Source organism: Bradyrhizobium sp. S3.2.6, assembly GCF_040546885.1.
Lineage (GTDB): Bacteria > Pseudomonadota > Alphaproteobacteria > Rhizobiales > Xanthobacteraceae > Bradyrhizobium > Bradyrhizobium cytisi.
Map to the genome: position 1 here is coordinate 374880 of NZ_JBEPOS010000002.1, position 24537 is coordinate 399416.

The window sequence follows — 24537 nt, forward strand, 5'->3', positions numbered from 1 at the left end:
ATGGCACCACGGATTGGCCCGATCGCGGCATTGGCGCTGGTATTTACGTTTGCGCGCCTGCCAATTGCATCTGCACAGCAGACGTTGTCGGTCGATATCGGTGCTCACGACATCGGCGGCACTGTCCGAAGCGCGGACGGACCGGAAGGCGGGGTCTGGGTGATCGCCGAGACCCAGGATCTCGGCACGCGTTTCGCGAAGGTCGTTGTGACAGATGATGCGGGACGCTTCGTCATTCCCGATCTTCCGGCCGCGCACTACCAGGTCTGGAGCCGCGGCTATGGTCTTGTCGACTCGCCGAAGGTCGGCGGCGAGCGAGGCCAACGGTTGAAGCTGGATGCGGTGATTGCGCCGGATCGTGCAGCGGCGGCACAATACTATCCCGCGATCTATTGGTTCTCGCTGCTCAAGCCGCCCGGCCCGGACAAATTTCCCGGCACCGGCGCCAATGGCAACGGCATTCCCAGTGAATTCAAGACTCGCGATCAATGGCTCGACGTCATCAAGACCAACGGTTGCGGCAATTGTCATCAGATCGGGAATTATGCCACACGCACCGTCCCGCCCGAGTTCGATCATCTTCCGAGTGTCGCGGCGTGGGCGCGACGACTGCAATCGGGGCCCGGCGGGACAACCATGGTGCGCACGATGGGCCGCCTGTTGACGCCGGATGGCGGTCACCTCGCCGCGCTTGCGGACTGGACCGATCGCATCAAGGCCGGCGAGCTTCCAAGGACTGCACCGTCGCGGCCGATGGGCATCGAGCGCAATCTCGTCGTCACGATACGCGACTGGCTCGATCCGAAGCACTACCTGCATGACCTCGCGGCAACCGACAAGCGGCAGCCGACCGTGAATGCGAACGGCCCGCTTTATGGTGCGACCGAGCTCAGCAGCAATACGATGCCGGTGCTCGATCCCGTGCACGACGTCAAGAGCGTCGTCGACGTGCCGGTCCGCGAGCCCGAGAGCACTCCGAGCTCGGCATTGGCCAACCCGGTATTTGCATCTTCGCCCTACTTCGGGCGCGAGCAAGTATGGGACAGCCAGGTCAATGCCCATTCGCCAGCGATGGACCGGGATGGCCGGATCTATTTCACGGCCCAAACGCGATCGCCGGCGGAAGTGCCCGTCTATTGCGGCAAAGACTCGCCGCTTCGTTCAGCCCAGCTCTATCCGCTCACGGCGAGGCCGGAGGGATTCAGCCAGAACTCGCGGCAAGTGACGGTCTACGATCCTCGCACCGGGAAGTTCACATTCATCGATACCTGTTTCGGCACCCAGCATCTCAATTTTGCCGAGGATGAAGCGAATACGCTTTGGTTCAGCAACAACACGCAAGGAAGGAACGCAGTCGTCGGATGGGTGAATACCAGGAGGTTTTGGTCGGATGGCGACGCGGCGGCCGCGCAGGGCTGGACGGCGCTCGTTGTCGACACCAACGGCAATGGCAGGCGCGACGAAGGCTACAACGAGCCCGGCCAGCCGATCGATGCAAGCAAGGATACGCGCATTCCGCTCGGTCTGTACGGCATCTCGGCAAGCCCGCTGGACGGTTCGATCTGGGGCTCGAGCCTCCCGCATCCTGGCTACATCATTCGCGTCGATCCTGGGTCAAATCCGCCCGACACCGCATTATCCGAGGTCTACAGAGTGCCACTACCCGGCTATGGCATCCGCGGCATGGATGTTGATCGTGACGGCGTCGTGTGGGTCCCGCTCGACAGCGGCCATATCGGCAGCTTCGATCGCCGCAAATGCAAAGGCCCGCTGAACGGTCCCGGAGCGGAGCAGGGTGACAGATGCCCCGAAGGCTGGAGCTTCTATCCGTTGCCGGGACCGCCGCTACAGGGCGATACGGCTGCGGCAGAGAACCCGTATTATCTTTGGGTCGATCAGCATGACATCCTCGGGCTAGGTGCCAATACCCCGATCGCAACCGGCAACCAGTCCGATTCACTGCATGCGCTGGTGAATGGCCGCTTCGTCGAGCTGCGCGTTCCCTATCCGATGGGGTTCTTCGCCAAGCAGATCGACGGGCGGATCGATGATCCTACCGCGGGCTGGAAAGGCCGCGGGTTGTGGGTGACGTCCGGCAACCGCACCCCAGTTCATATTGAGGGGACTGACGCACCCCATCCCGGCGCGCCAGGCGCGACGGAGGCCACGCGATCCAGTCCGTTGGTCGTCCAGTTTCAGCTGCGTCCGGATCCCGTAGCTCACTAGGATCGGCCCCGGCGAAACCCACCTTGATAGCGGTAGCTGTGGTGCGTAGGCGCTCGACCGCGAGGTTGTGGCGCGGCCGCCGCTGGACGGGTGCCGCCGTGCCCGACAACCGGCAGCAAGAAGCCACGGTCCATCGTTGTGGTCGCCACATGGCCAAGATTTAAGTTTTGCGGGATTTAACAAAGCCTTAGGCTTTCATGTCAGCGTACCCATCTGCCAGCCCGGGCGATTGTCCAGAATGTCAGCTCGCGCCGCGACGATAGGCGGTGATAAAGGACGATGCAGAATGGAGAGAAGGCATTGGGTGTACTCGATGGTCTCGATAGCGGACGATAGGCCGTGACATCCCACACCCACCTCGAAATCGGTACATGATCCGTGACGGCATTCGGTAAACTTATCCGCACCACGGCATTCCGGCTGACGCTGGTCTACCTGTTCCTGTTTGCGATCTTTGCGGCCTCGCTGCTCGGCTATTTTGCCTGGAACACGCGGCGTTTGATCACTGAAGAAATCACGCAGACGGTGAATGCCGAGACCTCGGAGATCAACGAGATCTACGGGCGCCGCGGCCTGTTCGGCCTCGTGCGCGCGATCGAATATCGCGCGCTGCGGCCTGGCGCCAATCTCTACCTCGTGACCACGCCGACCGGGCAGGCGGTTGCCGGCAATGTCGGCTCGCTGGCACCGGGCGTGATGGCCACGCGCGGCTGGTCGGAGACGGCCTACCGGCGGATCGAGGACGCCAACGACCGCGACCATCGCGCGCTGGTGCGTGTTACTGAGTTGGAGAACGGTTTCCGCCTCCTGATCGGCCGCGACCTCGCCGAGCGGCGGCGCTTGTTCAGCATCGTTGCCAAGGCGGCGCAATGGTCGGTGCTGATCGTCGTGGTGCTTGGCCTCGGCGGCGGCGTATTCGTCGCGCGCAGGGTGCTGACGCGCATCGACGCGATGTCCGGCACGGCCCATCGCATCATGATCGGCGATCTCAGCGAGCGCCTGCCCGTCGGGCGCAGTGGCGATGAGCTCGACCGCCTTGCCGAGAACCTCAACGCCATGCTGGAGCGGATCGAGGCGCTGATGGCGGGACTGAAGGAAGTCTCCGACAACATCGCCCATGACCTCAAGACGCCACTGACGCGCCTGCGCAACCGCGCCGAGGAGGCGCTGGCGAAATCGGGGAGCGAGGCCGACTATCGTGCCGCGCTCGAACGGACCATCGAGGAATCCGACGGCCTGATCCGCACCTTCAACGCGCTGCTGATGATCGCGCGCGCCGAGTCCGGTCAGGCACGCGGCAATATGGATGATTTCGACGCCGCAGATGTGGCTAACGGTATCCACGAGCTGTACGAGCCGCTGGCCGAGGACGACGGCATGACCTTGAAGGTCAAGGCGCAGGCCGCGACCATTCACGGCAATCGCGAATTGATCAGCCAGGCGCTCGCCAATCTCGTCGAGAACGCGATCAAATACGGCAAGCCGGCGGCGCAGGCGGCCGGACCCGTGGTCAGCATGGACGCCCGTCAGATCACGATCGAGGCGAAGCGCGAGGGCGACCAGGTGCTGCTCAGCGTCACCGACCGCGGCCCGGGAATTCCCGAGGCCGACCGCAAGCACGTCGTCGAGCGATTCGTGCGGCTGGAGGCGAGCCGCACCATGCCGGGCTCCGGCCTCGGCCTCAGCCTCGCGTCCGCCGTTGCCACATTGCATGGCGGCGAATTGCGGCTGGGCGATGCCCAGCCCGGCCTCATTGCCACGCTGGTGCTTCCGGCGCGTGCGGGCGCCAGCGACAGGGTTGCCCCTCCAATACCGGATGTGCCACAGAAGGTGGCATGAACCACTCCGCGCCGGGAAACGCGGACAAGCATGGTGAGAGCCTGGCCGCGCGGTTCGCGGAGGCTCCCCATATTGCCGCTTCCACAACCGACGAACGTCGTTTTGAAGATTGGCTGGCCGCGCTCGAGCCGGCGCAATCGACCCGTGTTGAAGCGCTGCTGGTCCATCCCTTTGCCCGGACTATTCTCGCCGGTGTCGCGGAATTCTCGCCTTATCTGTTCGATCTGGTCCGCGCCGATCCGCTCCGCCTGATCCGGCTGCTCGAATGCGAACCGGATGCGCATTTCGCTGCGCTGATCGCCGAGGCGAGAGGCGCGGTGCTCGCCGCCCCGGACGAAGCCGAGGTGATGCGGCTGCTTCGTCGCATGAAGGCGGAGGCAGCGCTCCTGATCGCGTTGTGCGACATCGGCGGAGTCTGGCCGGTGATGCGGGTGACGGCCGCGCTGACCGATCTAGCGGTGTCCTCGGTGCAGGCGGCGCTGCAGTATTTGCTGCGACAGGAAGCCGCACGCGGCAAGCTCGTGCCGTCCGATCCCGAGGCGCCGGAGGTCGGCTGCGGCCTGATCGTGCTCGCGATGGGCAAGATGGGCGCGGGCGAGCTGAACTATTCCAGCGACATCGATCTCATCGTGTTCTTCGATCCGGATGCGACGACACTTGCGCCGGATATCGAGCCACAGCCGTTCTTTGTCCGGGTGACGCAGGGCATGGCGCGCATTCTCCAGCAGCGCACCTATGACGGCTACGTCTTCCGTGTCGATCTGCGGCTGCGGCCCGATCCCTCCTCGACGCAAGTCGCGATCTCACGCGACGCCGCGTTGCATTACTATGAGCGGGAAGGGCGCACCTGGGAGCGCGCCGCAATGATCAAGGCTCATGCCTGCGCCGGCGACGCGAGGGCGGGCGAAGCGCTGCTCGCCGAGATCTCCCCCTTTGTGTGGCGCAAGCATCTCGATTTCGCAGCACTTGCCGACGTGCACGACATGAAGCGGCAGATGCAGACCTATCGCGGCCAGAGCGAGATCGCGGTCGAGGGGCACAACGTCAAGGTGGGCCGTGGCGGCATCCGCGAGATCGAATTCTTCGCGCAGACCCAGCAGCTGATCGCAGGCGGCCGCCATCCGGAATTGCGGGTGCGGCCGACGCTCGCCGCGCTCAATGTGCTCGCTGATAGAAATTGGATCACCTTCGATGCACGCGACGAGCTGACCACGGCCTACGAATTCCTGCGCCGGGTCGAGCATCGTCTCCAGATGATCGCGGACGAGCAGACCCATGCACTGCCCGAGGACAAGGAGGCGGTGCAACGCTTCGCCTGGTTCTTCGGCTATGACAGCCGCGAGACCTTCGCGCGCGACCTGCTGCGCCAGCTCGAGATCGTCCAGGGACATTACGAAAAACTGTTCGAGGGCGACGACCCGACCGGCACGGCAAGCCTGCCCGCGATCGATTATCGCGCCGGTCCCGACGATCCGCGCCTGCTTCAGCACCTGACGGCGCTCGGATTCAAGAAGCCCGCTGCCGTAGCGCAGACCGTCCGCGACTGGCTCACCGGCGACTACCGCGTCTTCCGTAACGAGCAGACGCGAAACGCCTTCGTCGAGTTCGTGCCCGCTCTGATCGACGGCCTCGCGCATGCCGAGGGGCCGGATCGCGCCGTCGTCGCGTTCGATCAGTTCCTCCAGGCGCTCCAGCGCGGCGGCCGTCTGATCACGCTGCTCGGCCAGAACCGCGATCTCGTTGCGCTCGTGGCGCTCGTGCTTGGCGCGGCGCCCCGGCTTGGCGAGATGCTGGCCCGGCAGCCGCAGCTGATGGACGGCCTGATCGATCCGCGTTTCTTCGGCGCGATGCCGGACAAGCAGGAATTATCGGCGCGGCTTGCGACCACGGTGCAGGACGCGGGCTCCTACGAGGAGTTTCTGGACCGCCTGCGCCTGTTCGGGCAGGAGAGCCTGTTCCTGACCGGCACGCGCATCCTCTCCGGGACCGTCTCGGCACAGCAGGCGAGCACTGCCTTCGCCGACGTTGCCGAGGGCATCGTCGACACCGTGCATGGCCTTGTCGCCGAGCGCTTCGCCGACCAGCATGGGCGGATCGAAGGGCAGGAGACCGCGATCATCGCAATGGGCCGGCTCGGCAGCCGCGAGATGACGGCGTCCTCGGATCTCGACCTGATCCTGCTCTACGATTTCGACAGCGACAATCCGGACTCCGACGGCCGGAAGTCGCTGCAGGGCGCGCATTACTTCGCCCGCTTCACCCAGCGCCTGATCAGCGCCTTCACCACCCGCACCAATTACGGCGTGCTCTACGAGATCGACATGCGGCTGCGGCCCTCGGGACGCGCCGGCCCGGTCGCATCAAGTCTCGTCTCCTTCGCGGACTATCAGGCCAACGAGGCCTGGACCTGGGAGCACATGGCGTTGACGCGTGCGCGCGTGGTCTCGGCATCGCCCGAATTCACCGTGCGGATCGAGAGCATCATTCGCGACGTCCTGACCCGCCGCCGCGATTCCGCAATCATCGCCAACGACGTCGCCGACATGCGCCGCGCGATCGCGCAAGAAAAGGGCGAGACCGATTATTGGGACCTGAAATATGCCGCCGGCGGCATGGTCGATATCGACTTCATCGCGCAATATCTCCAGCTCGTTCATGCCCACGACAAGCCGGACATTCTCGACGTCAGCACGGTACAGGTGCTAGAGAACGCCGCCAGGCTCGGCGTGCTGCCGCAATCGGAAGCTGAGATCCTGCGCACCGCGGCGCGGCTCTATCACGATCTGACGCAGATCCTGCGGCTCTGCGTCAGCGATCGCTTCAAGCCGGAAACGGCGGGCACCGACCTGCAGCGCGTGATGGCGCGCGCCGGCGATGCGCCGGATTTCTCGTCGCTGGAGGCGCGCGTCAAGGAGACGCAGGGCGAGGTGCGGCGGGTGTTCAGCGCGCTGTTGGAAGCAACCAAGCCGTAGGATCGTAGGGGCATGGTCACGCTCCTCGCCTACCGGATCTTGACGACGACCTTGCCTCTGGAGCGTCCCGTCTCGACGTAAGCCAAGGCCTCGCTGGTAGCTTCGAACGGGAAGATCCGGTCAACGACCGGGCGAATGATCCCGGCTTCGATCAGCGAAGCGATGTGGCCCAGCTGATCGCCGTTCGCGCGCATGAACAGGAACGAATAGCTGACGCCACGGCGTTTGGCCTTGCTTCGGATGCCGAAGCTCAGAAGGCGCGTGACCTGTTGCAGGAACCAGTTCAGTCCTTGTTCCCTGGCGAAATCGGGGTCGGGGGGGCCGGAGATGGAAATCAATCTGCCGCCCGGCCCCAACACGCTCAGCGACTTTTGCAGCGTGTCGCCGCCCAGGCTGTTCAGTGCCACGTCGTAGCCGGACAGGACCTTCTCGAACTCCTGCTTCGTGTAATCGATGGCGACGTCGGCGCCGAGGCTCCTGACCAGTTCGAGGTTCGCCGTGCTCGTCGTCGTCGCGACGGTTGCGCCGAGATGCTTCGCCAGCTGGATGGCGAGGGTGCCCACGCCGCCCGAGCCGGCATGGATCAGAACCTTGTGCCCCTTCTTCAGTGCGGCCCGCTCGACCAGCGCCTGCCAGGCGGTCAGACCTACAAGGGGGATGGAAGCCGCTTCCTCCATGCTGAGGTTTTTCGGTTTCAGAGCCGCATCGATTTCATTGACGGCGATGTACTCCGCGAACGTCCCGATCCGGCCATCACGCGGCCGGGCGTAGACCTCGTCGCCTGGCTTGAAGCGCCGAACTTTCGATCCGGCCCGAACCACGGTTCCGGCCACGTCGTGTCCCAGGGCGAAGGGCGGGCGATAGGGCAGGATGAGCTTGAACTCCCCATCCCGGATCTTGGAGTCCAGAACGTTGAGCCCGGCCGCGTGGATCTCGATCAGAACGTCGTCGTCCCGCACCGTCGGCTCCGGCATGTCGCCGAAGCGCAGGGCACCGCGCTTCTTGTATTTATCGAGGATGAAGGCCTTCATGATGGTCCGTTCTCCGAGCTCTCACGACCGCCATGCGTTGGCGGGAGAACCATTGTCGCACATAACAGGATCGGGCCGCTGCCGCGCGCGGCCCCTCAGGGGTCAGGGGCGGCTTGCGGCTGCGATGGTGGGATAGTCGGTATAGCCGGCCGAGCCACCGCCATAGAGCGTCGCCGGATTGAACTCCGCCAGCGTCGCGCTGGTCTTCAGTCTGTCCACGAGGTCGGGATTGGCTATGAAGGGTCGGCCGAAGGCGAACAGGTCCGCCTTACTCTCGGAGAGGCGCGAAGCTGCGAGTTCGAGGTTGTAACCGTTGTTTGCAACATATGTATTCTTGAACCGCCGACGCAGCGATCCGAAGTCGAACGGTGCGACATCGCGCGATCCGCCTGTGGCGCCCTCGACGACATGGATGTAGACGATGCCCAAGGCGTTGAGTTGATCGACGATGTAGTCGAACTGGGCCTGAGGATCACTGCTCGAAACGCCATTGGCGGGCGATACGGGCGAGATCCGGATTCCGGTGCGTCCGGCGCCGATCTCCTCGACGACCGCAGCCGTAACCTCCAGCATCAGCCGGGCGCGGTTCTCGACCGATCCGCCATAGGCATCGGTGCGGACATTGGCACCGTCCTTGGCGAACTGGTCGAGCAAATAGCCATTGGCGCCGTGAATTTCCACGCCGTCGAAGCCGGCCGCAATAGCGTTCGCTGCCGCTTGCCGGAAATCGCTCACGATCCCCGGAAGCTCCTCGAGCGTCAGCGCACGAGGCTCTGAGACGTCAACGAAGGCGTTGTGGACGAACGTCTTGGTGCGCGCGCGGATCGGCGAGGGGGCCACGGGCGCGGCACCGTTGTCTTGCAGGTCGACGTGCGATACGCGGCCGACATGCCAGAGCTGAAGGAAAATCCGCCCTCCCTTGGCGTGAACGGCGGTCGTGACCTTGCGCCAGCCGTCGATCTGAGCCTGGGAGTAGATGCCGGGCGTGTCCTGGTAACCCTGTCCCTGTTGCGAGACCTGCGTGGCCTCGGAAATCAGCAGGCCCGCCGACGCGCGCTGGCCGTAATACTCGGCGGCGAGAGTGCCCGGAACGAAGCCCGGCCCAGCACGATTGCGCGTCAGCGGCGCCATGACGATCCGATTGGAAAGGGTCAGCGAGCCAAGAAGATAAGGCTCAAATAGCGTTTTGCTCGTCATCGATCACTTTCGTTTGTCGCCGCCGCGGCGGGGTTGTTATCGAAATGTTTCGCTGTGCTCAGGCGAGCGCGCGGTACCGCTCGGCGGGACGTTCGTTCCGATAGTTCGGGAGCATTGCCTGGCGCGCGGCCTGAAGCGCGTCCCACTGCCCGGCATCCGGAAGCGGCGGGATCGTCACCGGTTCGCGGCGGTCGAACCCGACCAGCGCCGCATCAACCAGATCGTTCACCTCCATTACGTTGGGAAGCGTGTTGACGTCGGCGCCGACGTGGCCCCAGATCTCGGTCCGCGTCGTGGCGGGAAGCACGGCTTGGACGTACACACCCTTCGGCGCGAGCTCGAGGCTCAACCCCTGCGAGAGAAACAGCACGAAGGCTTTGGTTGCGCCGTAGACCGTCATGCCGAACTCCGGTGCCAGGCCGACCACAGAGCCGATGTTGACGATCGCTCCTTCGCCGGCCTTCGCAAGACGCGGGGCCATGGCGCTGGCAAGCCGCAGAAGTGCGGTCGTGTTGAGCGCAACGAGCCGCGCCACGTCATCCGTGCTCTGCTCGATAAAGCTTCCGCCGATCGCCGTTCCGGCATTGTTGATGAGGATCCCGATGCGGGCGTCATTGCGCAGCCTCGCCTCGACCGTGGCGAGCTCGGCAGGCTGTGTAAGATCGGCCTGGATGATGTCGATCGCCACGCCATTTTCCTGACGCAGACGGGCCGCCAGAGCCTCCATTCGTGCCCTGTCACGGGCAACCAGCACGAGGTCGTGCCCGCGGCGCGCGAAGCGTTCGGCATAGGCAGCTCCGATGCCGGTGGAGGCGCCGGTGACGAGAACGGACGGAACGACGGTCATGGCATTGCTCTTTTCTCGAATGGAATATATTCATGACGATCGTCATGATTACAGCTAAATATGATAATCATCATGTAAATGTCAACGGGGCGTCGGAGAATTTTGAAATGAAGGTCAGTCGAGAACAGATGTCGGAGAATCGTCGCCGGATTCTGGAGGTTGCCAGCCGACTATTTCGCGATAAGGGCTTCGACGCGGTCAGCGTGGCGGAGGTGATGAAGGCCGCCGGGCTCACCCACGGCGGCTTCTACGGCCATTTCGCCTCAAAGGACGACCTGATCGCGCAGACTCTTGCCCATGTCCTCGCTCTCGACGCGGACGGAGGGGGCGATTTTCGCGCTTATGTGGACGATTATCTTGCGCCCCGTCATCGCGACAACGCCGCCGGTGGTTGCCCGACCGCGGGCCTTGCTGCCGCCATTCGCCATCAGAGTCCGGCTACACGCGCGGCCATGACGCAAGGCCTTCGATCGCAGATCGACCGTATCGGCGAGGCGCTCCCGAAGGTTGATGCGGCAGACAAACGCCGCGTGGCGATCGGAAGCTGGGCGGCGATGGTGGGCGCGGTGATCCTCGCCCGGGCGATCGACGATCCCGCGCTTTCGGATGAGGTGCTGGAGCAGACACGTGCCTGGGTTGATGCCGGGATCAACCAGGCGTCCGCTACATGATTGCTATGGCGCCGAGCGACCCGTCCCTTCCGATCGCAAACCGGGCCGGCCGCTGTTCACCCGATCTCGGTCGGCCTGGCCTGCTTGAGTGAGGTGAGGGCCTCGAGCACGTTCGGCTCGAGGCCTGCGCCGCCGGCGTCGAGATGCGCGAAGATCGCGCGCTTCATCCGGGGATCCCAGAACTTCTTGATGTGGTCGGCGATCCCCGGCACGGCCTTGTCGTGGCCCTGGCTGCGGAAGAACGTGCCGATCTGGTTGGCCATGTAGACGAGACGATCAGGCGACGACATCGATAATCTCCGGAGCACGATGAGCCGTGACGCGGCCCTGGTGCGTAAACACTTCAAACCCGTCGTTGCGGGCAATTGCAATCAGCGTGATGCCGGCGGCCGCGGCGGTGCGCACCGCAAGCGCAGTCGGTGCGGAGACCGCGACCATCACCGGCGCGCCGATGGCGGCTGTCTTCTGCACCATCTCGACCGATACGCGGCTCGTCAGCAGCACCATGCCGGCGCTTGCGCCCGTGCGGCTGCGCGCCAGCGAACCGGCGAGCTTGTCGAGGGCGTTGTGCCGGCCGACGTCTTCGCGCAGCGCCACGATGCCATTCGATGGTGACCAGAAGGCCGCGGCGTGGACCGCCCGGGTCTGCATGTTGATCGATTGCAGGGGGGCGATCGCCTGCATCGCCGTCATGATCTGCTGCGGTGTGAAAGTCTGGCCCGGCGGCACCACAGCGGCCGGCCGCACGGCCTCGGCGATCGAATCGATGCCGCAGATGCCGCAGCCGGTCGGACCTGCGATGTGTCGCCGGCGCTCGCTGATGCGCGCGGCGTTGTCCTGCTCGAGCCACATGCGCAGCTCGATACCGTCGTCGAGGCGGACTACATCGAGCGACTTGATGTCGTCGACCGATTTGACGATGCCTTCGTCCAGGCTGAAGCCGACGGCAAAATCCTCGAGGTTCTGCGGCGTCCCCATCATGACGGCATAGGTGCCGCCATTATAGCTCAGCGCCAGCGGCGTCTCCTCGGGGATCAGCCGCGCCCCTTCGGACGCGGTGCCATCGCGCCAGATATCGCGGTCAATGGCCTGGACCGGCACGTGCATGCGGTTACTCCGCGGCCTCGGCCGGCGCGATGCGGCGGGAATGCCGCGCCTGCTCGTCGTAGGACTTCTGCCAGTCGGACGGGCCGTTCGACGGCGAGATCTGCACCGCCGTGACCTTGTATTCGGGGCAGTTGGTGGCCCAGTCCGAATACTCGGTCGTGATCACGTTGGCCTGCGTGTCCGGGTGGTGGAACGTGGTGTAGACGACGCCGGGCGCGACGCGGTCGGTGAGCTCCGCGCGCAGCGTGGTCTCGCCGGCGCGGCTCTGCAACCGCACCCAGTCGCCGTCGCGCACGCCGCGCTGCTCGGCGTCGTGCGGATGGATCTCCAGCCGGTCTTCGGCATGCCAGACCACGTTCTCGGTGCGCCTTGTCTGCGCGCCGACATTGTACTGGCTGAGGATGCGGCCCGTCGTGAGCAGCAGCGGGAAGCGCGGACCGGTGCGCTCGTCGGTCGCGACATACTCGGTGACGACGAACTTGCCCTTGCCACGGACGAAGCCGCCGATATGCATCACCGGCGTGCCCTCCGGCGCCTTCTCGTTGCAGGGCCACTGCACCGAGCCGAGCTCGTCCAGCTTGGCGTAGGAGACGCCGGCAAAGGTCGGTGTCAGCGCGGCGATCTCATCCATGATCTCCGAGGGATGGCTATAGTTCATTTCGAATCCCATCGCCTTGGCGAGCGCGATGGTGACCTCCCAGTCGGCCATGCCGTTCTTCGGCGACATCACCTTGCGAACGCGCTGGATGCGGCGTTCGGCATTGGTGAAGGTGCCGTCCTTCTCGAGGAAGCTCGAGCCGGGGAGGAAGACGTGGGCGTAGTTCGCGGTCTCGTTGAGGAAGAGGTCGTGGACGATGACGCATTCCATCGCGGACAGCGCCGCCACCACATGCTTGGTGTTGGGATCGGATTGCAGGATGTCTTCGCCCTGCACGTAGAGCCCCATGAACGTGCCTTCGATGGCGGCGTCGAACATGTTCGGGATGCGCAGGCCCGGCTCCGGGTTGAGCTTGACGTTCCAGAGCGCCTCGAACTGGTCGCGCACGGCATCACCGGAGATGTGACGGTAGCCCGGCAGCTCGTGTGGGAACGAGCCCATGTCGCAGGAGCCCTGCACGTTGTTCTGGCCGCGCAACGGGTTCACCCCGACGCCGGGACGGCCGATATTGCCGGTTGCCATCGCCAGATTGGCGATCGCGATCACCGTGGTCGAACCCTGGCTGTGCTCGGTGACGCCGAGCCCGTAATAGATCGCGCCATTGCCGCCGGTGGCGTAGATGCGAGCTGCTTCGCGCAAGGTCTTCGGATCGACGCCGGTGAGGATGGCGGTCGCTTCCGGGCTGTGCTTGGGCTGGGCGACGAAGGCGGCCCATTCCTCGAACTCGGCCCAGTCGCAGCGCTCGCGCACGAAGGCTTCGTTGGCGAGGCCCTCGGTGACGATGACATGCGCCAGCGCCGTCACGACGGCGACGTTGGTGCCGGGCATCAGCGGCAGATGCAGCGCCTTCACATGCGGCGATTCCACCATCTCGGTGCGGCGCGGATCGATCACGATCAGCTTCGCGCCCTGGCGCAGCCGCTTCTTCAGGCGGGAGGCGAAGACGGGGTGAGCCGAGGCCGGGTTGGCGCCGATGATCATGGCGACGTCGGTATTCTCGACCGAGTCGAAATCCTGCGTGCCGGCGGAGGTGCCGAACGTGACCGACAGACCATAGCCGGTCGGGGAGTGACAGACGCGCGCGCAGGTGTCGACATTGTTGTTGCCGAAGCCGGCGCGGATCAGCTTCTGCACCAGATAGGTTTCTTCGTTGGTGCAGCGGGACGAGGTGATGCCGCCGATGGCGTCACGGCCGTATTTCTTCTGGATGCCGCGCATCCTGGCTGCGGCGAACGAGAACGCTTCATCCCAGGACACTTCGCGCCAGGGATCCTCGATCCGCTCGCGGATCATCGGATTGAGGATGCGCTCCTTGTGATTGGTATAGCCCCAGGCGAAGCGGCCCTTGACGCAGGAATGGCCGCGATTGGCCTTGCCATCCTTGTAGGGCACCATGCGCACGACTTCCTCGCCGCGCATCTCGGCCTTGAAGGTGCAGCCGACGCCGCAATAGGCGCAGGTGGTGACGACGGAGTGCTCGGGCTGGCCGATCTCGATCACGGACTTTTCCGTGAGCGTCGCGGTCGGGCAGGCCTGCACGCAGGCGCCGCAGGAGACGCATTCGGAGCCGAGAAAACTCTCGCTCATGCCGGGCGAGACGCGGCTGTCGAAGCCGCGGCCGGAGATCGTGAGCGCGAAGGTGCCTTGCACTTCCTCGCAGGCGCGGACGCAGCGCGAGCAGACGATGCACTTGGAGGGATCGTAGGTGAAATAGGGATTGGACTCGTCCTTCGGCATCCAGGCGGCGTTGATCTCACCATGGGATTTGGCGAAGACGTGGTTCTCGCCCTCATAGCCGTAGCGGACGTCGCGCAAGCCGACGGCGCCGGCCATGTCCTGCAATTCGCAATCGCCATTAGCGCCGCAGGTGAGACAGTCGAGCGGATGGTCGGAGATGTACAGCTCCATCACGCCCTTGCGCAGCTTCTTCAGCCGCTCGCTCTGGGTGTGGACGACCAGGCCGTTCATGACAGGCGTGGTGCAGGACGCCGGCGTGCCGGCGCGGCCCTCGATCTCGACGACGCAGAGACGGCAGGAGCCGAAGGCGTCGACCATGTCGGTCGCGCAAAGTTTTGGGATCTGGTGGCCGGCATCCATCGCGGCCCGCATGATCGAGGTGCCCTCGGGCACCGTGACCTGGTTGCCGTCGATGGTCAGCGTGACCATCGTTTCCGATTTGGAGCGCGGTGTGCCGTAGTCGATTTCTTCGATCAGAGACATCGTCGTTCTCCTATTCCGCGGCCTGAAGCGTGGTCGGGGCCGGGATGAAATCCTCCCGGAAATGCTTCAATGCGCTGAGCACGGGGTAGGGCGTGAAGCCGCCGAGTGCGCAGAGCGAGCCGAATTTCATGGTGTTGCAGAGGTCTTCGACGAGCGCGAGGTTTTCGCCTACCCGCTCGCCGTTGATGATCTTCTCGATCGTCTCGACGCCGCGGGTCGAGCCGATCCGGCACGGTGTGCACTTGCCACAGGATTCAATGGCGCAGAACTCCATGGCGAAACGCGCCTGCTTGCGCATGTCGACGCTGTCGTCGAACACGACGATGCCGCCATGGCCGATCAGGCCGTCGCGCGCGGCGAAGGCTTCGTAGTCAAACGGGGTGTCGAACAGGGCGCGGGGGAAATAGGCGCCGAGCGGACCGCCGACCTGCACGGCGCGAACTGGGCGGCCGGTGAACGTGCCGCCGCCGATGTCGTCGACGAGCTCGCCAAGCGTCACGCCGAACGCCGTCTCGAACAGCCCGCCCTGGCGGATGTTGCCGGCAAGCTGTATCGGCATCGTGCCGCGCGAGCGCCCCATGCCGAAATCGGCGTAAGCTTTGGCGCCCTCGGCGAGGATGAAGGGGATGGCCGCGAACGACAGCACGTTGTTGATGACGGTCGGCTTGCCGAACAGGCCGTGATGGGCCGGCAGCGGCGGCTTTGCGCGCACCAGGCCGCGGCGGCCTTCGAGGCTCTCAAGCAGCGAGGTTTCCTCGCCGCAAACGTAGGCGCCGGCGCCGACGCGCACCTCCATATCGAAGCTGTGGGTCGAGCCGCCAATCCTGTCGCCGAGATAGCCGCCGCGCCTCGCCGCGACGATGGCAGCATTCATTGCCTCGACCGCGTGCGGATATTCGCTGCGAACGTAGATGTAGCCTTTGGTGGCGCCGACGGTGATGCCGGCCGTCGTCATGCCCTCGATGACGAGGAAGGGATCGCCTTCCATGATCATGCGGTCGGCGAAGGTGCCGCTGTCGCCTTCGTCGGCGTTGCAGACGATGAATTTGCGGTTCGCGCTGGCTTGCGCGACCGTCTTCCACTTGATGCCGGTCGGGAAGCCGGCGCCGCCGCGGCCGCGCAGGCCGGATGCGGTGACTTCGGCCAGGATCGCATCCGAGCCGAGCGAGAGCGCGCGCTCCAGCCCCTTGTAACCGCCATGGGCGCGATAGTCCTCGAGCGAGCGCGGATCGATCACGCCGCAGCGAGCGAAGGTGAGGCGGGTCTGGCGCTTCAGCCAGGGAATTTCGTCTGCGACGCCGAGTCGCAGCGCGTGTGGTCCGTTGCTCGCCATCGACTCGAGCACGGAGGCGACGTCCTCCGCGCTGACCGGGCCATATGCGACCCTGCCTTTGGCGGTTGCCACCTCGACCATCGGTTCCAGCCAGCAGAGCCCGCGGGAGCCGGTCCTGGTGATCTCGACCGGCAGGCCGTGCTTGGCCGCGACCTGCTCGAAGGCGACCGCAATTTCATCGGCGCCGACGGCAACCGCGGCGGCATCACGAGGAATGAAGATCCGCATGTTCATCGCTGCGCCTCCGCGACCAGCGCGTCGATGCGCTTCTCGTCGAGCCGGCCGACGAGGCGGCCATCGAGCATCGCGGACGGCGCGGTCGCGCACAATCCGAGGCAATAGATCGGCTCCAGCGTGACGCGATCATCCGCAGTCGTGCTGCCGAGCGAGACGCCAAGCTTTGCTTCGGCGCGCGCAGCCAGCGCATCGCCACCGGCGGCCTGGCAGGCCTCGGCGCGGCACAGCTTCAGCACACGGCGGCCGGCCGGCTTGTGGCGGAAGTCATGGTAGAAGGTGAAGACGCCATGCACTTCGGCGCGCGAGAGGTTCAGCGCCTGCGCCACCATGGGAATCGCCGCCTCCGGCACATAGCCAAACGCCTCCTGAAGCGCGTGCAGAATCACGAGCGTCGCGCCTTCCTGCCCGGCGTGTTCGGCGATGATTTCGGCGCCGCGCGTCTCGTTCCAAGGCTCGTAAGAAGGCTCAAAAACTGCTGTCATTTTTCGTTCTCAACCAGAGCGTCCCTGGGTCGCAAACTATTTGGAATCGTTCGAAGATCAATAAAGCTGTCTCATGCTGCGATTGCGAATTCAGATCGATTGACGAGCCCAATCGACCGATATGAAAATGCGATTGCGGCTGCTCCGCCGGCCGGTTTTTACGTGTTGGCAAGGGTGGGGCGTGCTAGCTTGTATGCCACGACAGAATCCGAGGGGGCGACCGGTTGCTCGACAAGCTTGAACTGCTGCTGGCGCTGGCGAAGGAGCGGCATTTCGGACGCGCCGCGGAGGCCTGCGGCGTGACCCAGCCGACCATGTCGACCGGGCTGAAGCAGCTCGAGGAAATTCTCGGCGTCATGCTGGTCCAGCGCGGCTCCCGGTTCCAGGGCTTCACTCCCGAAGGCGAGCGGGCACTGGACTGGGCGCGGCGGATCGTGGGCGATGCCCGTGCGATGCGCCAGGAGATCAACTCGCTGAAGGACAAGCTCTCCGGTGAGATCCGCATCGCGGCGATCCCGACCGTGCTTGGCATGGTCGCCGCGCTGACCACGCCGTTCCGCGCCAAGCATCCCGAGGTGCGCTTCCGCATTCAGTCCACCACCTCGTCCGAGGTGCTGGGATTGCTCGAAAATCTCGAGGTCGATGCGGGGCTGACCTATATCGAGAACGAGCCGATCGGAAAGGTGCGCACCATTCCGCTGTTCAACGAGAGCTATCGGCTCCTGACCGCGCCGGATGCGATGTTCGGCGACCGGGAGTCGGTGACCTGGACCGAGGTCGGCCAGGTGCCGCTGTGCCTGCTGACGCCCGACATGCAGAACCGCCGCATCATCGACCGCGCGCTGCGCTCGGTCGGCGCGGAGGCGACGCCGACACTGACATCGAACTCGCTGCTGGTGCTGTACACGCACGTCAAGACCGGGCGCTGGGCGAGCGTGATGCCGGCCAAGCTCGCCGAGACGCTCGGCCTCTCCGACAAGGTCCGCTCGATCCCGATCACCGATCCCGAGGTCAATTACAGCATCGGTCTCGTGATCCCGCAGCGCGATCCGATGACGCCGCTGATCGCGGCGCTGGTCAATGTCGCGCGCGAGGTGGCGCCGACGCTGCAAGCGTAAGGACAAAAGCGGACGGGGCTGAGCAAGCGCCTCGTCCTTCGAGACGACCGCTTCGCGGTCTCCTCAGGATGAGGCTCCGTTGTATCGGTATTCGTTCAAGCTGCTGCCGCGTACTCTGCCCTCATCCTGAGGGCCCGCCAAAGGCGGGCGTCTCGAAGGATAGCCGCAGGCGAGCTTCCCGCCATGCGCTAGGCCGCGGCGGAAATTCCGGCTGCCGCCTTGATGGCGTCGCGCGGCAGCGTCACGCGGACGACAGTGCCGACTTCGAGCCGGGAGCGCAGCCGCATCGAGCCGCCATGGAGCTGCGCCAGCGAGCGGGCAATCGCAAGGCCAAGGCCGGAGCCGTGATAGGTCTTGGTGAGCTGGCTCTCGACCTGCTCGAACGGCCGTCCCAGCCGCGCCAGCGAGTGCTGCGCGATGCCGATGCCGGTGTCGGCGATCATCAGCACGATCCTGTCCTCGAGCTGCCGGCTGCGCACCACGATCCGGCCGCCGTCGGGCGTGAACTTCACCGCGTTGGACAAGAGATTGACGATGATCTGCTTGGTCGCGCGGCGGTCGGCGACGACGGAAATCGATGTCTCGATGTCGGCATCGAGCCTCAGATGCTTGTCCTGGGCCCGGCCGGAGACGACCCGCAGGGATTCCGCGAGCGTCTGCGCCAAATCGAGCTCTTCCATGTCGAGCTTCATCCGGCCGGCCTCGATCTTGGACATGTCGAGGATGTCGTTGATGACCTCGAGCAGATAATGGCCGCTGGTCAGGATGTCGTGGCAGTACTCCTGGTATTTCTCGCTGCCCAGCTCACCGAACATGCCCGAGCCCATGATCTCAGAGAAGCCGATGATCGCGTTGAGCGGCGTGCGCAGCTCGTGGCTCATATTGGCGAGGAATTTCGACTTGGTCTGGTTGGCTTCCTCGGCCCGGGTCTTCTCGCGTTGATATTTCTCGGCGAGATCGGCGAGCTCGATGGTCTGGCGCTCCAGCGCCGCTTGCGAGCGCTTGAGGTCGATGACGGTGGCGCGCAGGCGCAGATCGTTGTCGACGAGCTTCTGCTCGTGCTCCTTGATGCGCGTGATGTCGGTGCCGACCGAGACGTAGCCGCCGTCCTTGGTGCGGCGCTCGCTGATGTGCAGCCAGCTGCCGTCGTCGAGCTGGGCTTCGAAGGTGCGCGCGCCCGGGCCCTGGCTGACGGTCTCGTTGTGGCGGGTGCGAACTTCCGGCATGCGGCCGACCTCCAGCACGGTCTCGTAGGAGGTGCCGGGGATCACGGCCGTGTCGGGCAGCTTGTGCAGCCGCTGGAAGTGCGAATTGCAGAGCACCAGGCGGTCGCTGGCGTCCCACAGCACGAAGGCTTCCGGGATGGTCTCGATCGCGTCGCGCAGGCGAAGGTCGGCTTCCACGGAGCGCTCGGCGAGGCTCTTCTGCTCGGTGATGTCGACCGCGATCCCGATCAGGTGCATGCCGGAATCGCCGGACCCTCGGGTCCGCTCGCAGCGGACGCGGAGCCAGATCCAGTGGCCATCGACATGCTGCATGCGGAAGGTCTGGTCGATGTGGTCGATCTTCTCGGAGATGAGCTGGTCTGCGATCGCGAACAGGTCGATGTCGTCCGACTTCACCAGCGCGTTGACCTCGCCGAAGGTGAGGAGCTCGTTGCGGCCGTCGAGGCCCAGCATCGAAAACATCGACTGCGACCAGAAGATCCGGCCGCGCGACAGGTCCCAGTCCCACAGGCCGCAGCGGCCGCGGTTGAGCGCGGTGTCGATCCGGCCGCGCACGGCGTCGTTGATGAGGTCGCCTTCGCGGGCGCGGGTCGACTGCCAGTGGAAGGCGAAGCCGAGGATCAGGACGACGAAGCCGGTGGTGGCCGACAGCGTCACCGAAAGGGCCGCATCCGAGCCCCAGATCGGCTCGTTGCGTTCCTGGATCACGGTGACGAGTCCCGGCAGCGACTTGATCGGCCGCGAGGTCGTCATCGCGGCGTTGCCGTTCGGCAGCGTCATGCTGGAGACGTCATTGTCGCGCGGTGGTGCTGCGAGCAGCTGCGCGGTGGTGATGGCATCGAGCAGGCGGTCGTTGCCTGAGGGGTCGCTGTCGATGGGAATGCGGGCGAGGATGCGGCGGTCGATTCCGGCCGAGGTGACGATGACGTGGCGGCCCGAAGCCGTGCCCCAGGACGGGATCATGTCGGGCAGCAGCGTCGGCAGGTTCTCGATATTCTTCAGTCGCTCGGCGCGCATGGAGGTGACGCGGTCGATGCGCTCGGCGAGCAGGTCGGCAAGCGCCGAGATGTCGCGGCGGATCACCATGCGCTTCTGGCGCGTCTGGTCGACGACCTGGACGAATGCGCCGAGGCAGATCGTGACAAGAAAGGCGATGATCAGCGTCGGCACGGCGCGTCGCAGCGCCGGCTCGGCGATCAACAGCCGATGATAGGCAGGTTTCGCGATCGATTGCGCCAATCCTTTGATCGAATCGGATTGGACGCACGCGTTCGCGGCGTCTGCACGCGCCATGCCTTCGGCCCCCTGAAAACCTGCTTACGACGAATTTCGAAAGCAGCCCCACGTCGCTTTCGAATCACAGCGATTTGAATCCAGTTTGCGCAGGCTGTCGAGAGTCAACGAAACGTTAACGCGAAATAATTCTTATCCAATGGAGAGTTTGCGCGTTTCGAGTCCGCAAACTCACGTGCGTGATGAGTCCGAAACGAGAACGTGTGACTCGTCGCACGTTGCTCATCACGCGCGCGGCGGTTCGGCGTGGCTGATGACGCGCTTCACGCTCGGGAACGCGCGACGCAAGCGGCGCTCGATCGCATCGACTTGCTCGTGCACCTTGATCACGCTCATCGACGGCATGGCGCGGCAATGGAAGTTGACGATCTCGCCGGCATCGGTGTTGCGGACACGCACATTATGGATGTCGTGGATCTCGCCGCCGGCGGCATATTCGGCGAGCGCGGCCGCGATGGTCTGTACCCTATCCGGCGCGGCGTCCATGCCAAACGGCAGCTCCGGTTCCAGCGGCTCGATATGGACGTCGACCTCGACGTCCGCGCCGAACTCCTCCTGGATGTTCCGCTCCAGCGTGTTGGCGACGTCGTGGGCGGCCTCGAGCGGCATCTCGGCGTCGACCTCGAGATCGATGCCGACGATCAGCTTGGCGCCGAGGTCGTATACCGTGACGTGGTGGATGGCGAGGCCCGAATTGCGCGCGATCACCATGATGCGGTCGCGCACGGTCTCGTTGTCGCGGGCGACCGGCACGGCGGTGAAGGTGAGGTCGGCATCGCCGAACGCCTTGGTGACGGCGGCTTGCGCGTTGCGCTTGATCTCCTCGACGCGATCGATCGGGTAGGTCCTGGGCACCTTGACGATGCTGTCGATGAACGTGGTCGCCCCGACCATGCGCACCCGCAGGCGCTCGACGTCGATCACGCCGGGCACGCTGCGGATCGCCGTGGTGGCCTTCTCCTGAGCGCCTTCCGGGGCGCGGTCGACCAGCGTCTGCACCGTGGAGCTTGCCATCCGCAGGCCGAGCAGGGCGATCATCACGGCCACGGCCGCGGCGGCCGCAGCGTCACCCCACCAGAAGCCGAAGGCCGCGAGACCAAGGCCCGCGATCACGGCGCACGAGCCCATGACATCCGATGCAAAGTGCAGCGCGTCGGCGGCGAGCGCCTCGCTCCGGGTTTCCCGGGCGGCGCGGTGCAGCGCGCGGGCGCGCCAGAGATTGACGGCGATATCGATCACCAGCACGACGAACGGCACAGCCGAAATCGTCGGTGGCGGGGTTCCCTCGCGAAGGTGGCTATAGGATTGGACCAGGATGCCGCCGGCGAGCACGTAGAGCAGCGCGGTGACGCCGAGCGCGGAGATGCTCTCGAGCTTGCCGTGGCCGTAATGGTGCTCGTCGTCGGCCGGCTTGTCCGAGACCCGCACCACCGCCCAGGTGATGATGGTCGCGACCAGGTCGATCGAGGAGTGCAGCGCTTCGGAGACCAGCGCCAGCGAGCCGATCGCGATCCCGACCACGAATTTGGCCGCCGCCATGCCGCCGCTGGCCAGGATCGAGATTGCCGCGACGGATGTCTTGTCGTGTTGTCCGCTCATCGCCGGGATTTAGCAGGGCGGCCGCGAACATCAAGCGACGATCCACAACTGTAGTCGCTAGTGAGTTGCAGGAGCGGTTTTATCACTAGCTCCGTCATGCCCGGGCTTGTCCCGGGCATCCACGTTCTTCGTGCCGAGCGGCAAAGACGTGGATGGCCGGGTCAAGCCCGGCCATGACGAGTGGAGAGGGCGTGTCACCCTTCTTCCGCCGCCGCAGCCGCTCACACCGTCACCACGATCTTCCCGAGGTGCTTGTTCGCCTCCATGTGCTCGAACGCCTTGTCGATGTCGTCGAACCCATAGACCTTATCGATCGGCAATTGCAGCTTGCGCGACTCCACCGCGCCCCAGATGTCCTTCCGGACCTCGTCGAAGATCGCGCGGACCTCCTCGAGGGTGCGGGTGCGGAAGGTGACGCCGATATAGCTGATGCGACGGGCGGCATGCAGGTCGAAGTTGAAGTCGGCATGGGTGCCGCCGAGCCGGCCGACATTGACGATGCGGCCCAGGATCTTCGTCGCGGCAAGGTTCTGGTTGGCGACCTTGCCGGAGACCTGGTCGACGATGAGGTCGACGCCTTCGCCGTTCGTCGCCTTCAGCACCTCGTCGACCCATTTGGGATCGGAGGAATCGACCGCGAGGTCGGCGCCGTATTCGGTCAGCCGGCCGCGGCGATAGGCATCGGTCGAGGAGCCGATCACCATCCGGGCGCCCTTGAGCCTGGCGATCTGCATCGCCATCAGGCCGACGCCGGAACTCGCGCCCTGGATCAGCACGGCCTGCCCCGGCTGCACGCCGCCGACGGTGACGACGGCGTTGTGCATGGTCGCGAGCGCGACGGGGAGGGTGGCGGCCTCCTCGAAGTTCATGTTCGAGGGTGCGCGGAACAGCCGGCCGTGGTCGGCGAGCGTGTACCCGGCGAAGGCCGCGCCGCCCGAGCCCATGATGCGATCGCCGACCTTGACGCCCTTCGCATCCGGTCCGAGCTCGGCGACTTCACCTGCCCATTCCATCCCGAGCACGGTACCGACGCCGCCGGCCGCGCCATGGACGTGACCCCTGCGCATGCCGGTGTCGGCACGATTGAGGCCACAGGCGCGCACGCGCACCAGCACCTGCGTGCCTTCAGGCTTTGGTTGAGGGACGTCGGAAATCCGAGCGCCATCAGGACCATAGACATAAGCCTTCATGAATGACTCTCGCTTCTTGCAGTGATTATTCAGCGGCCTGCGCGCTAGGACGAGCGATCATGCCTTCGAGCCGGCTGCGAATGATCGCCTCGGCTTCGCGCACGATGCGCGAGATGAGCTCGCCGCAGCTCGGGATGTCGTGGATCAGGCCCTGCACCTGGCCCGCCGACCAGATGCCTTCGTCCGAATTGCCTGTCGCATACACCATCTTGCCGCGGGCGCCGGCGACGAGCTCGCGGATGTCCTCGAACCTGGCGCCTTCCTTTTCCATGGCGACGACCTTGGTCGAGATCTCGTTCCTGGCGACGCGCGAGGTGTTGCGCATGGTGCGGAAGATCAGCTCGGTCTCGCGCTCGTCATTGGCGACGATCTTCTCCTTGATGAGCTGATGGATCGGGCTCTCCTTGGTCGCCATGAAGCGGGTGCCCATGTTGATGCCCTCGGCGCCCAGCGCCAGCGCGGCGACGAGGCCGCGGGCGTCGGCAAAGCCGCCGGAGGCGATCATCGGGATCTTGACCTTGTTGGCGGCGGCCGGGATCAGGATCAGGCCGGGGGTGTCGTCCTCGCCGGGGTGGCCGGCGCATTCGAACCCGTCGATCGAGATGGCGTCGACGCCCATCCGTTCGGCCGACAGCGCGTGGCGGACGCTGGTGCATTTGTGCACGATCTTGACGCCGTGCTTCCTGAACTCGTCGACATGCTCCTGCGGCTTGTTGCCGGCGGTCTCGACCACGGTGATGCCGGCTTCGATGATGGCGGCGCGGTATTCGGCGTAGGGCGGCGGCTTGATCGCGGGCAGGATGGTGAGGTTGACGCCAAACGGCTTGTCGGTGAGGTCGCGGCAGCGCGCGATCTCCCTGGTCAGGTCCTCCGGCGTCGGCTGGGTCAGCGCCGTGATGAAGCCGAGCGCCCCGGCGTTGGCGACCGCTGCGACCAGCTCGGCCCGCCCGACCCATTGCATGCCGCCCTGCACGATCGGGTGCTCGACGCCGACGAGCCTGGTGAACCGTGTCTGCAGCATGACCTGTTTCCCCCGCCCGCGTGGCAGGCTCTGTTATCAGTTGATGGCGGGAGGATGCCGCCCTGGTCGGCAAAAGTCTATTGCGCCGGCCTGCGGTAAGGGCGGAGCCTCATGCGGGACGCGAGGGGGATTCCGTGGGGCGGATAATTCGCATCTCGCTCCGGCACGTCACGGCGATGTCATGGGTTTGGCCCCCACTGCTTCACCAAACTCGTCATTGCGAGCGCAGCGAAGCAATCCAGAATCCCTCCGCGGGAACAGTCTGAATTG

17 protein-coding genes are annotated in these 24537 nt (G+C 65.1%); 5 read left to right on the forward strand and 12 right to left on the reverse strand.

The genetic code is table 11. From position 1 onward, the window contains the following. The 3 genes from ABID58_RS06055 to ABID58_RS06065 all read left to right on the forward strand — a co-directional run bounded on the left by ABID58_RS06055 (position 1) and on the right by ABID58_RS06065 (position 7037). Positions 1-2226, forward strand: a complete 2226-nt coding sequence (locus ABID58_RS06055) for a carboxypeptidase-like regulatory domain-containing protein (protein ID WP_354031920.1) — start codon at positions 1-3, stop codon at positions 2224-2226. A gap of 378 nt (positions 2227-2604) precedes the next feature. Next, on the forward strand, positions 2605-4065 hold the full coding sequence (locus ABID58_RS06060; protein WP_354031921.1) for a sensor histidine kinase: 1461 nt from the start codon (positions 2605-2607) through the stop codon (positions 4063-4065). After that, complete coding sequence (locus ABID58_RS06065) at positions 4062-7037, forward strand: bifunctional [glutamine synthetase] adenylyltransferase/[glutamine synthetase]-adenylyl-L-tyrosine phosphorylase (protein WP_354031922.1); 2976 nt, start codon at positions 4062-4064, stop codon at positions 7035-7037. Before ABID58_RS06060 ends, ABID58_RS06065 begins: the two co-directional genes overlap by 4 nt. Positions 7038-7066: 29 nt before the next feature. Here ABID58_RS06065 and ABID58_RS06070 read toward each other — a convergent pair whose 3' ends face one another. The 3 genes from ABID58_RS06070 to ABID58_RS06080 all read right to left on the reverse strand — a co-directional run bounded on the left by ABID58_RS06070 (position 7067) and on the right by ABID58_RS06080 (position 10112). Continuing rightward, positions 7067-8068 (reverse strand): NADP-dependent oxidoreductase, encoded by a 1002-nt coding sequence (locus ABID58_RS06070; protein WP_354031923.1) that lies wholly within the window; start codon positions 8066-8068, stop codon positions 7067-7069. A gap of 102 nt (positions 8069-8170) precedes the next feature. After that, complete coding sequence (locus tag ABID58_RS06075; protein WP_354031924.1) at positions 8171-9265, reverse strand: alkene reductase; 1095 nt, start codon at positions 9263-9265, stop codon at positions 8171-8173. A gap of 58 nt (positions 9266-9323) precedes the next feature. Beyond that, positions 9324-10112 carry an SDR family NAD(P)-dependent oxidoreductase gene (locus ABID58_RS06080; protein WP_354031925.1) on the reverse strand — a complete coding sequence of 263 codons (789 nt, stop codon included), beginning with the start codon at positions 10110-10112 and terminating at the stop codon, positions 9324-9326. A 107-nt stretch (positions 10113-10219) separates the two neighbouring features. Here ABID58_RS06080 and ABID58_RS06085 point away from each other — a divergent pair, with 107 nt between their 5' ends. Continuing rightward, the gene (locus ABID58_RS06085; protein ID WP_354032182.1) at positions 10220-10783 is read left to right on the forward strand and encodes a TetR/AcrR family transcriptional regulator; all 564 of its coding nucleotides are present in this window, start codon (positions 10220-10222) and stop codon (positions 10781-10783) included. Positions 10784-10839: 56 nt separating this feature from the next. Here the strand turns inward: ABID58_RS06085 and ABID58_RS06090 are convergent, their stop codons facing one another. Genes ABID58_RS06090 through ABID58_RS06110 form a run of 5 tightly spaced genes read right to left on the reverse strand, consistent with a single transcriptional unit; the run spans position 10840 to position 16820 of the window. Continuing rightward, complete coding sequence (locus ABID58_RS06090) at positions 10840-11073, reverse strand: formate dehydrogenase subunit delta (protein WP_354031926.1); 234 nt, start codon at positions 11071-11073, stop codon at positions 10840-10842. Beyond that, positions 11060-11890, reverse strand: a complete 831-nt coding sequence (fdhD, locus tag ABID58_RS06095; protein ID WP_354031927.1) for a formate dehydrogenase accessory sulfurtransferase FdhD — start codon at positions 11888-11890, stop codon at positions 11060-11062. The genes ABID58_RS06090 and fdhD overlap by 14 nt, the downstream gene beginning before the upstream one ends. Positions 11891-11894: 4 nt before the next feature. Continuing rightward, positions 11895-14768, reverse strand: coding sequence for a formate dehydrogenase subunit alpha (fdhF, locus tag ABID58_RS06100; protein WP_354031928.1), 2874 nt, complete (start codon positions 14766-14768; stop codon positions 11895-11897). Positions 14769-14778: 10 nt separating this feature from the next. After that, positions 14779-16335, reverse strand: coding sequence for a formate dehydrogenase beta subunit (locus tag ABID58_RS06105; RefSeq protein WP_354031929.1), 1557 nt, complete (start codon positions 16333-16335; stop codon positions 14779-14781). Next, complete coding sequence (locus ABID58_RS06110) at positions 16332-16820, reverse strand: formate dehydrogenase subunit gamma (protein WP_354031930.1); 489 nt, start codon at positions 16818-16820, stop codon at positions 16332-16334. The genes ABID58_RS06105 and ABID58_RS06110 overlap by 4 nt, the downstream gene beginning before the upstream one ends. Positions 16821-17044: 224 nt before the next feature. Here ABID58_RS06110 and ABID58_RS06115 point away from each other — a divergent pair, with 224 nt between their 5' ends. Then, positions 17045-17938, forward strand: a complete 894-nt coding sequence (locus tag ABID58_RS06115) for a LysR family transcriptional regulator (protein ID WP_148751975.1) — start codon at positions 17045-17047, stop codon at positions 17936-17938. Positions 17939-18126: 188 nt separating this feature from the next. Here ABID58_RS06115 and ABID58_RS06120 read toward each other — a convergent pair whose 3' ends face one another. The 4 genes from ABID58_RS06120 to ABID58_RS06135 all read right to left on the reverse strand — a co-directional run bounded on the left by ABID58_RS06120 (position 18127) and on the right by ABID58_RS06135 (position 24267). Continuing rightward, complete coding sequence (locus ABID58_RS06120; protein WP_354031931.1) at positions 18127-20457, reverse strand: PAS domain-containing sensor histidine kinase; 2331 nt, start codon at positions 20455-20457, stop codon at positions 18127-18129. Positions 20458-20682: 225 nt separating this feature from the next. After that, positions 20683-22056 (reverse strand): cation-efflux pump, encoded by a 1374-nt coding sequence (locus tag ABID58_RS06125; protein ID WP_354031932.1) that lies wholly within the window; start codon positions 22054-22056, stop codon positions 20683-20685. A gap of 221 nt (positions 22057-22277) precedes the next feature. Then, positions 22278-23246: a zinc-binding dehydrogenase gene (locus ABID58_RS06130; RefSeq protein ID WP_354031933.1), complete on the reverse strand. Its 969-nt coding sequence runs from the start codon at positions 23244-23246 to the stop codon at positions 22278-22280. Positions 23247-23271: 25 nt separating this feature from the next. Continuing rightward, complete coding sequence (locus ABID58_RS06135; RefSeq protein ID WP_354031934.1) at positions 23272-24267, reverse strand: NAD(P)H-dependent flavin oxidoreductase; 996 nt, start codon at positions 24265-24267, stop codon at positions 23272-23274. Positions 24268-24537 lie beyond the last annotated feature (270 nt).

Coding starts and splice junctions, on each gene's coding strand:
- ABID58_RS06055 (WP_354031920.1), top strand. CDS start 1: ATGGCACCACGGATTGGCCCGATCGCGGCATTGGCGCTGGTATTTACG.
- ABID58_RS06065 (WP_354031922.1), top strand. CDS start 4,062: ATGAACCACTCCGCGCCGGGAAACGCGGACAAGCATGGTGAGAGCCTG.
- ABID58_RS06070 (WP_354031923.1), bottom strand. CDS start 8,068: ATGAAGGCCTTCATCCTCGATAAATACAAGAAGCGCGGTGCCCTGCGC.
- ABID58_RS06075 (WP_354031924.1), bottom strand. CDS start 9,265: ATGACGAGCAAAACGCTATTTGAGCCTTATCTTCTTGGCTCGCTGACC.
- ABID58_RS06080 (WP_354031925.1), bottom strand. CDS start 10,112: ATGACCGTCGTTCCGTCCGTTCTCGTCACCGGCGCCTCCACCGGCATC.
- ABID58_RS06085 (WP_354032182.1), top strand. CDS start 10,220: ATGAAGGTCAGTCGAGAACAGATGTCGGAGAATCGTCGCCGGATTCTG.
- ABID58_RS06090 (WP_354031926.1), bottom strand. CDS start 11,073: ATGTCGTCGCCTGATCGTCTCGTCTACATGGCCAACCAGATCGGCACG.
- fdhD (WP_354031927.1), bottom strand. CDS start 11,890: ATGCACGTGCCGGTCCAGGCCATTGACCGCGATATCTGGCGCGATGGC.
- fdhF (WP_354031928.1), bottom strand. CDS start 14,768: ATGTCTCTGATCGAAGAAATCGACTACGGCACACCGCGCTCCAAATCG.
- ABID58_RS06105 (WP_354031929.1), bottom strand. CDS start 16,335: ATGAACATGCGGATCTTCATTCCTCGTGATGCCGCCGCGGTTGCCGTC.
- ABID58_RS06110 (WP_354031930.1), bottom strand. CDS start 16,820: ATGACAGCAGTTTTTGAGCCTTCTTACGAGCCTTGGAACGAGACGCGC.
- ABID58_RS06120 (WP_354031931.1), bottom strand. CDS start 20,457: ATGGCGCGTGCAGACGCCGCGAACGCGTGCGTCCAATCCGATTCGATC.
- ABID58_RS06125 (WP_354031932.1), bottom strand. CDS start 22,056: ATGAGCGGACAACACGACAAGACATCCGTCGCGGCAATCTCGATCCTG.
- ABID58_RS06130 (WP_354031933.1), bottom strand. CDS start 23,246: ATGAAGGCTTATGTCTATGGTCCTGATGGCGCTCGGATTTCCGACGTC.
- ABID58_RS06135 (WP_354031934.1), bottom strand. CDS start 24,267: ATGCTGCAGACACGGTTCACCAGGCTCGTCGGCGTCGAGCACCCGATC.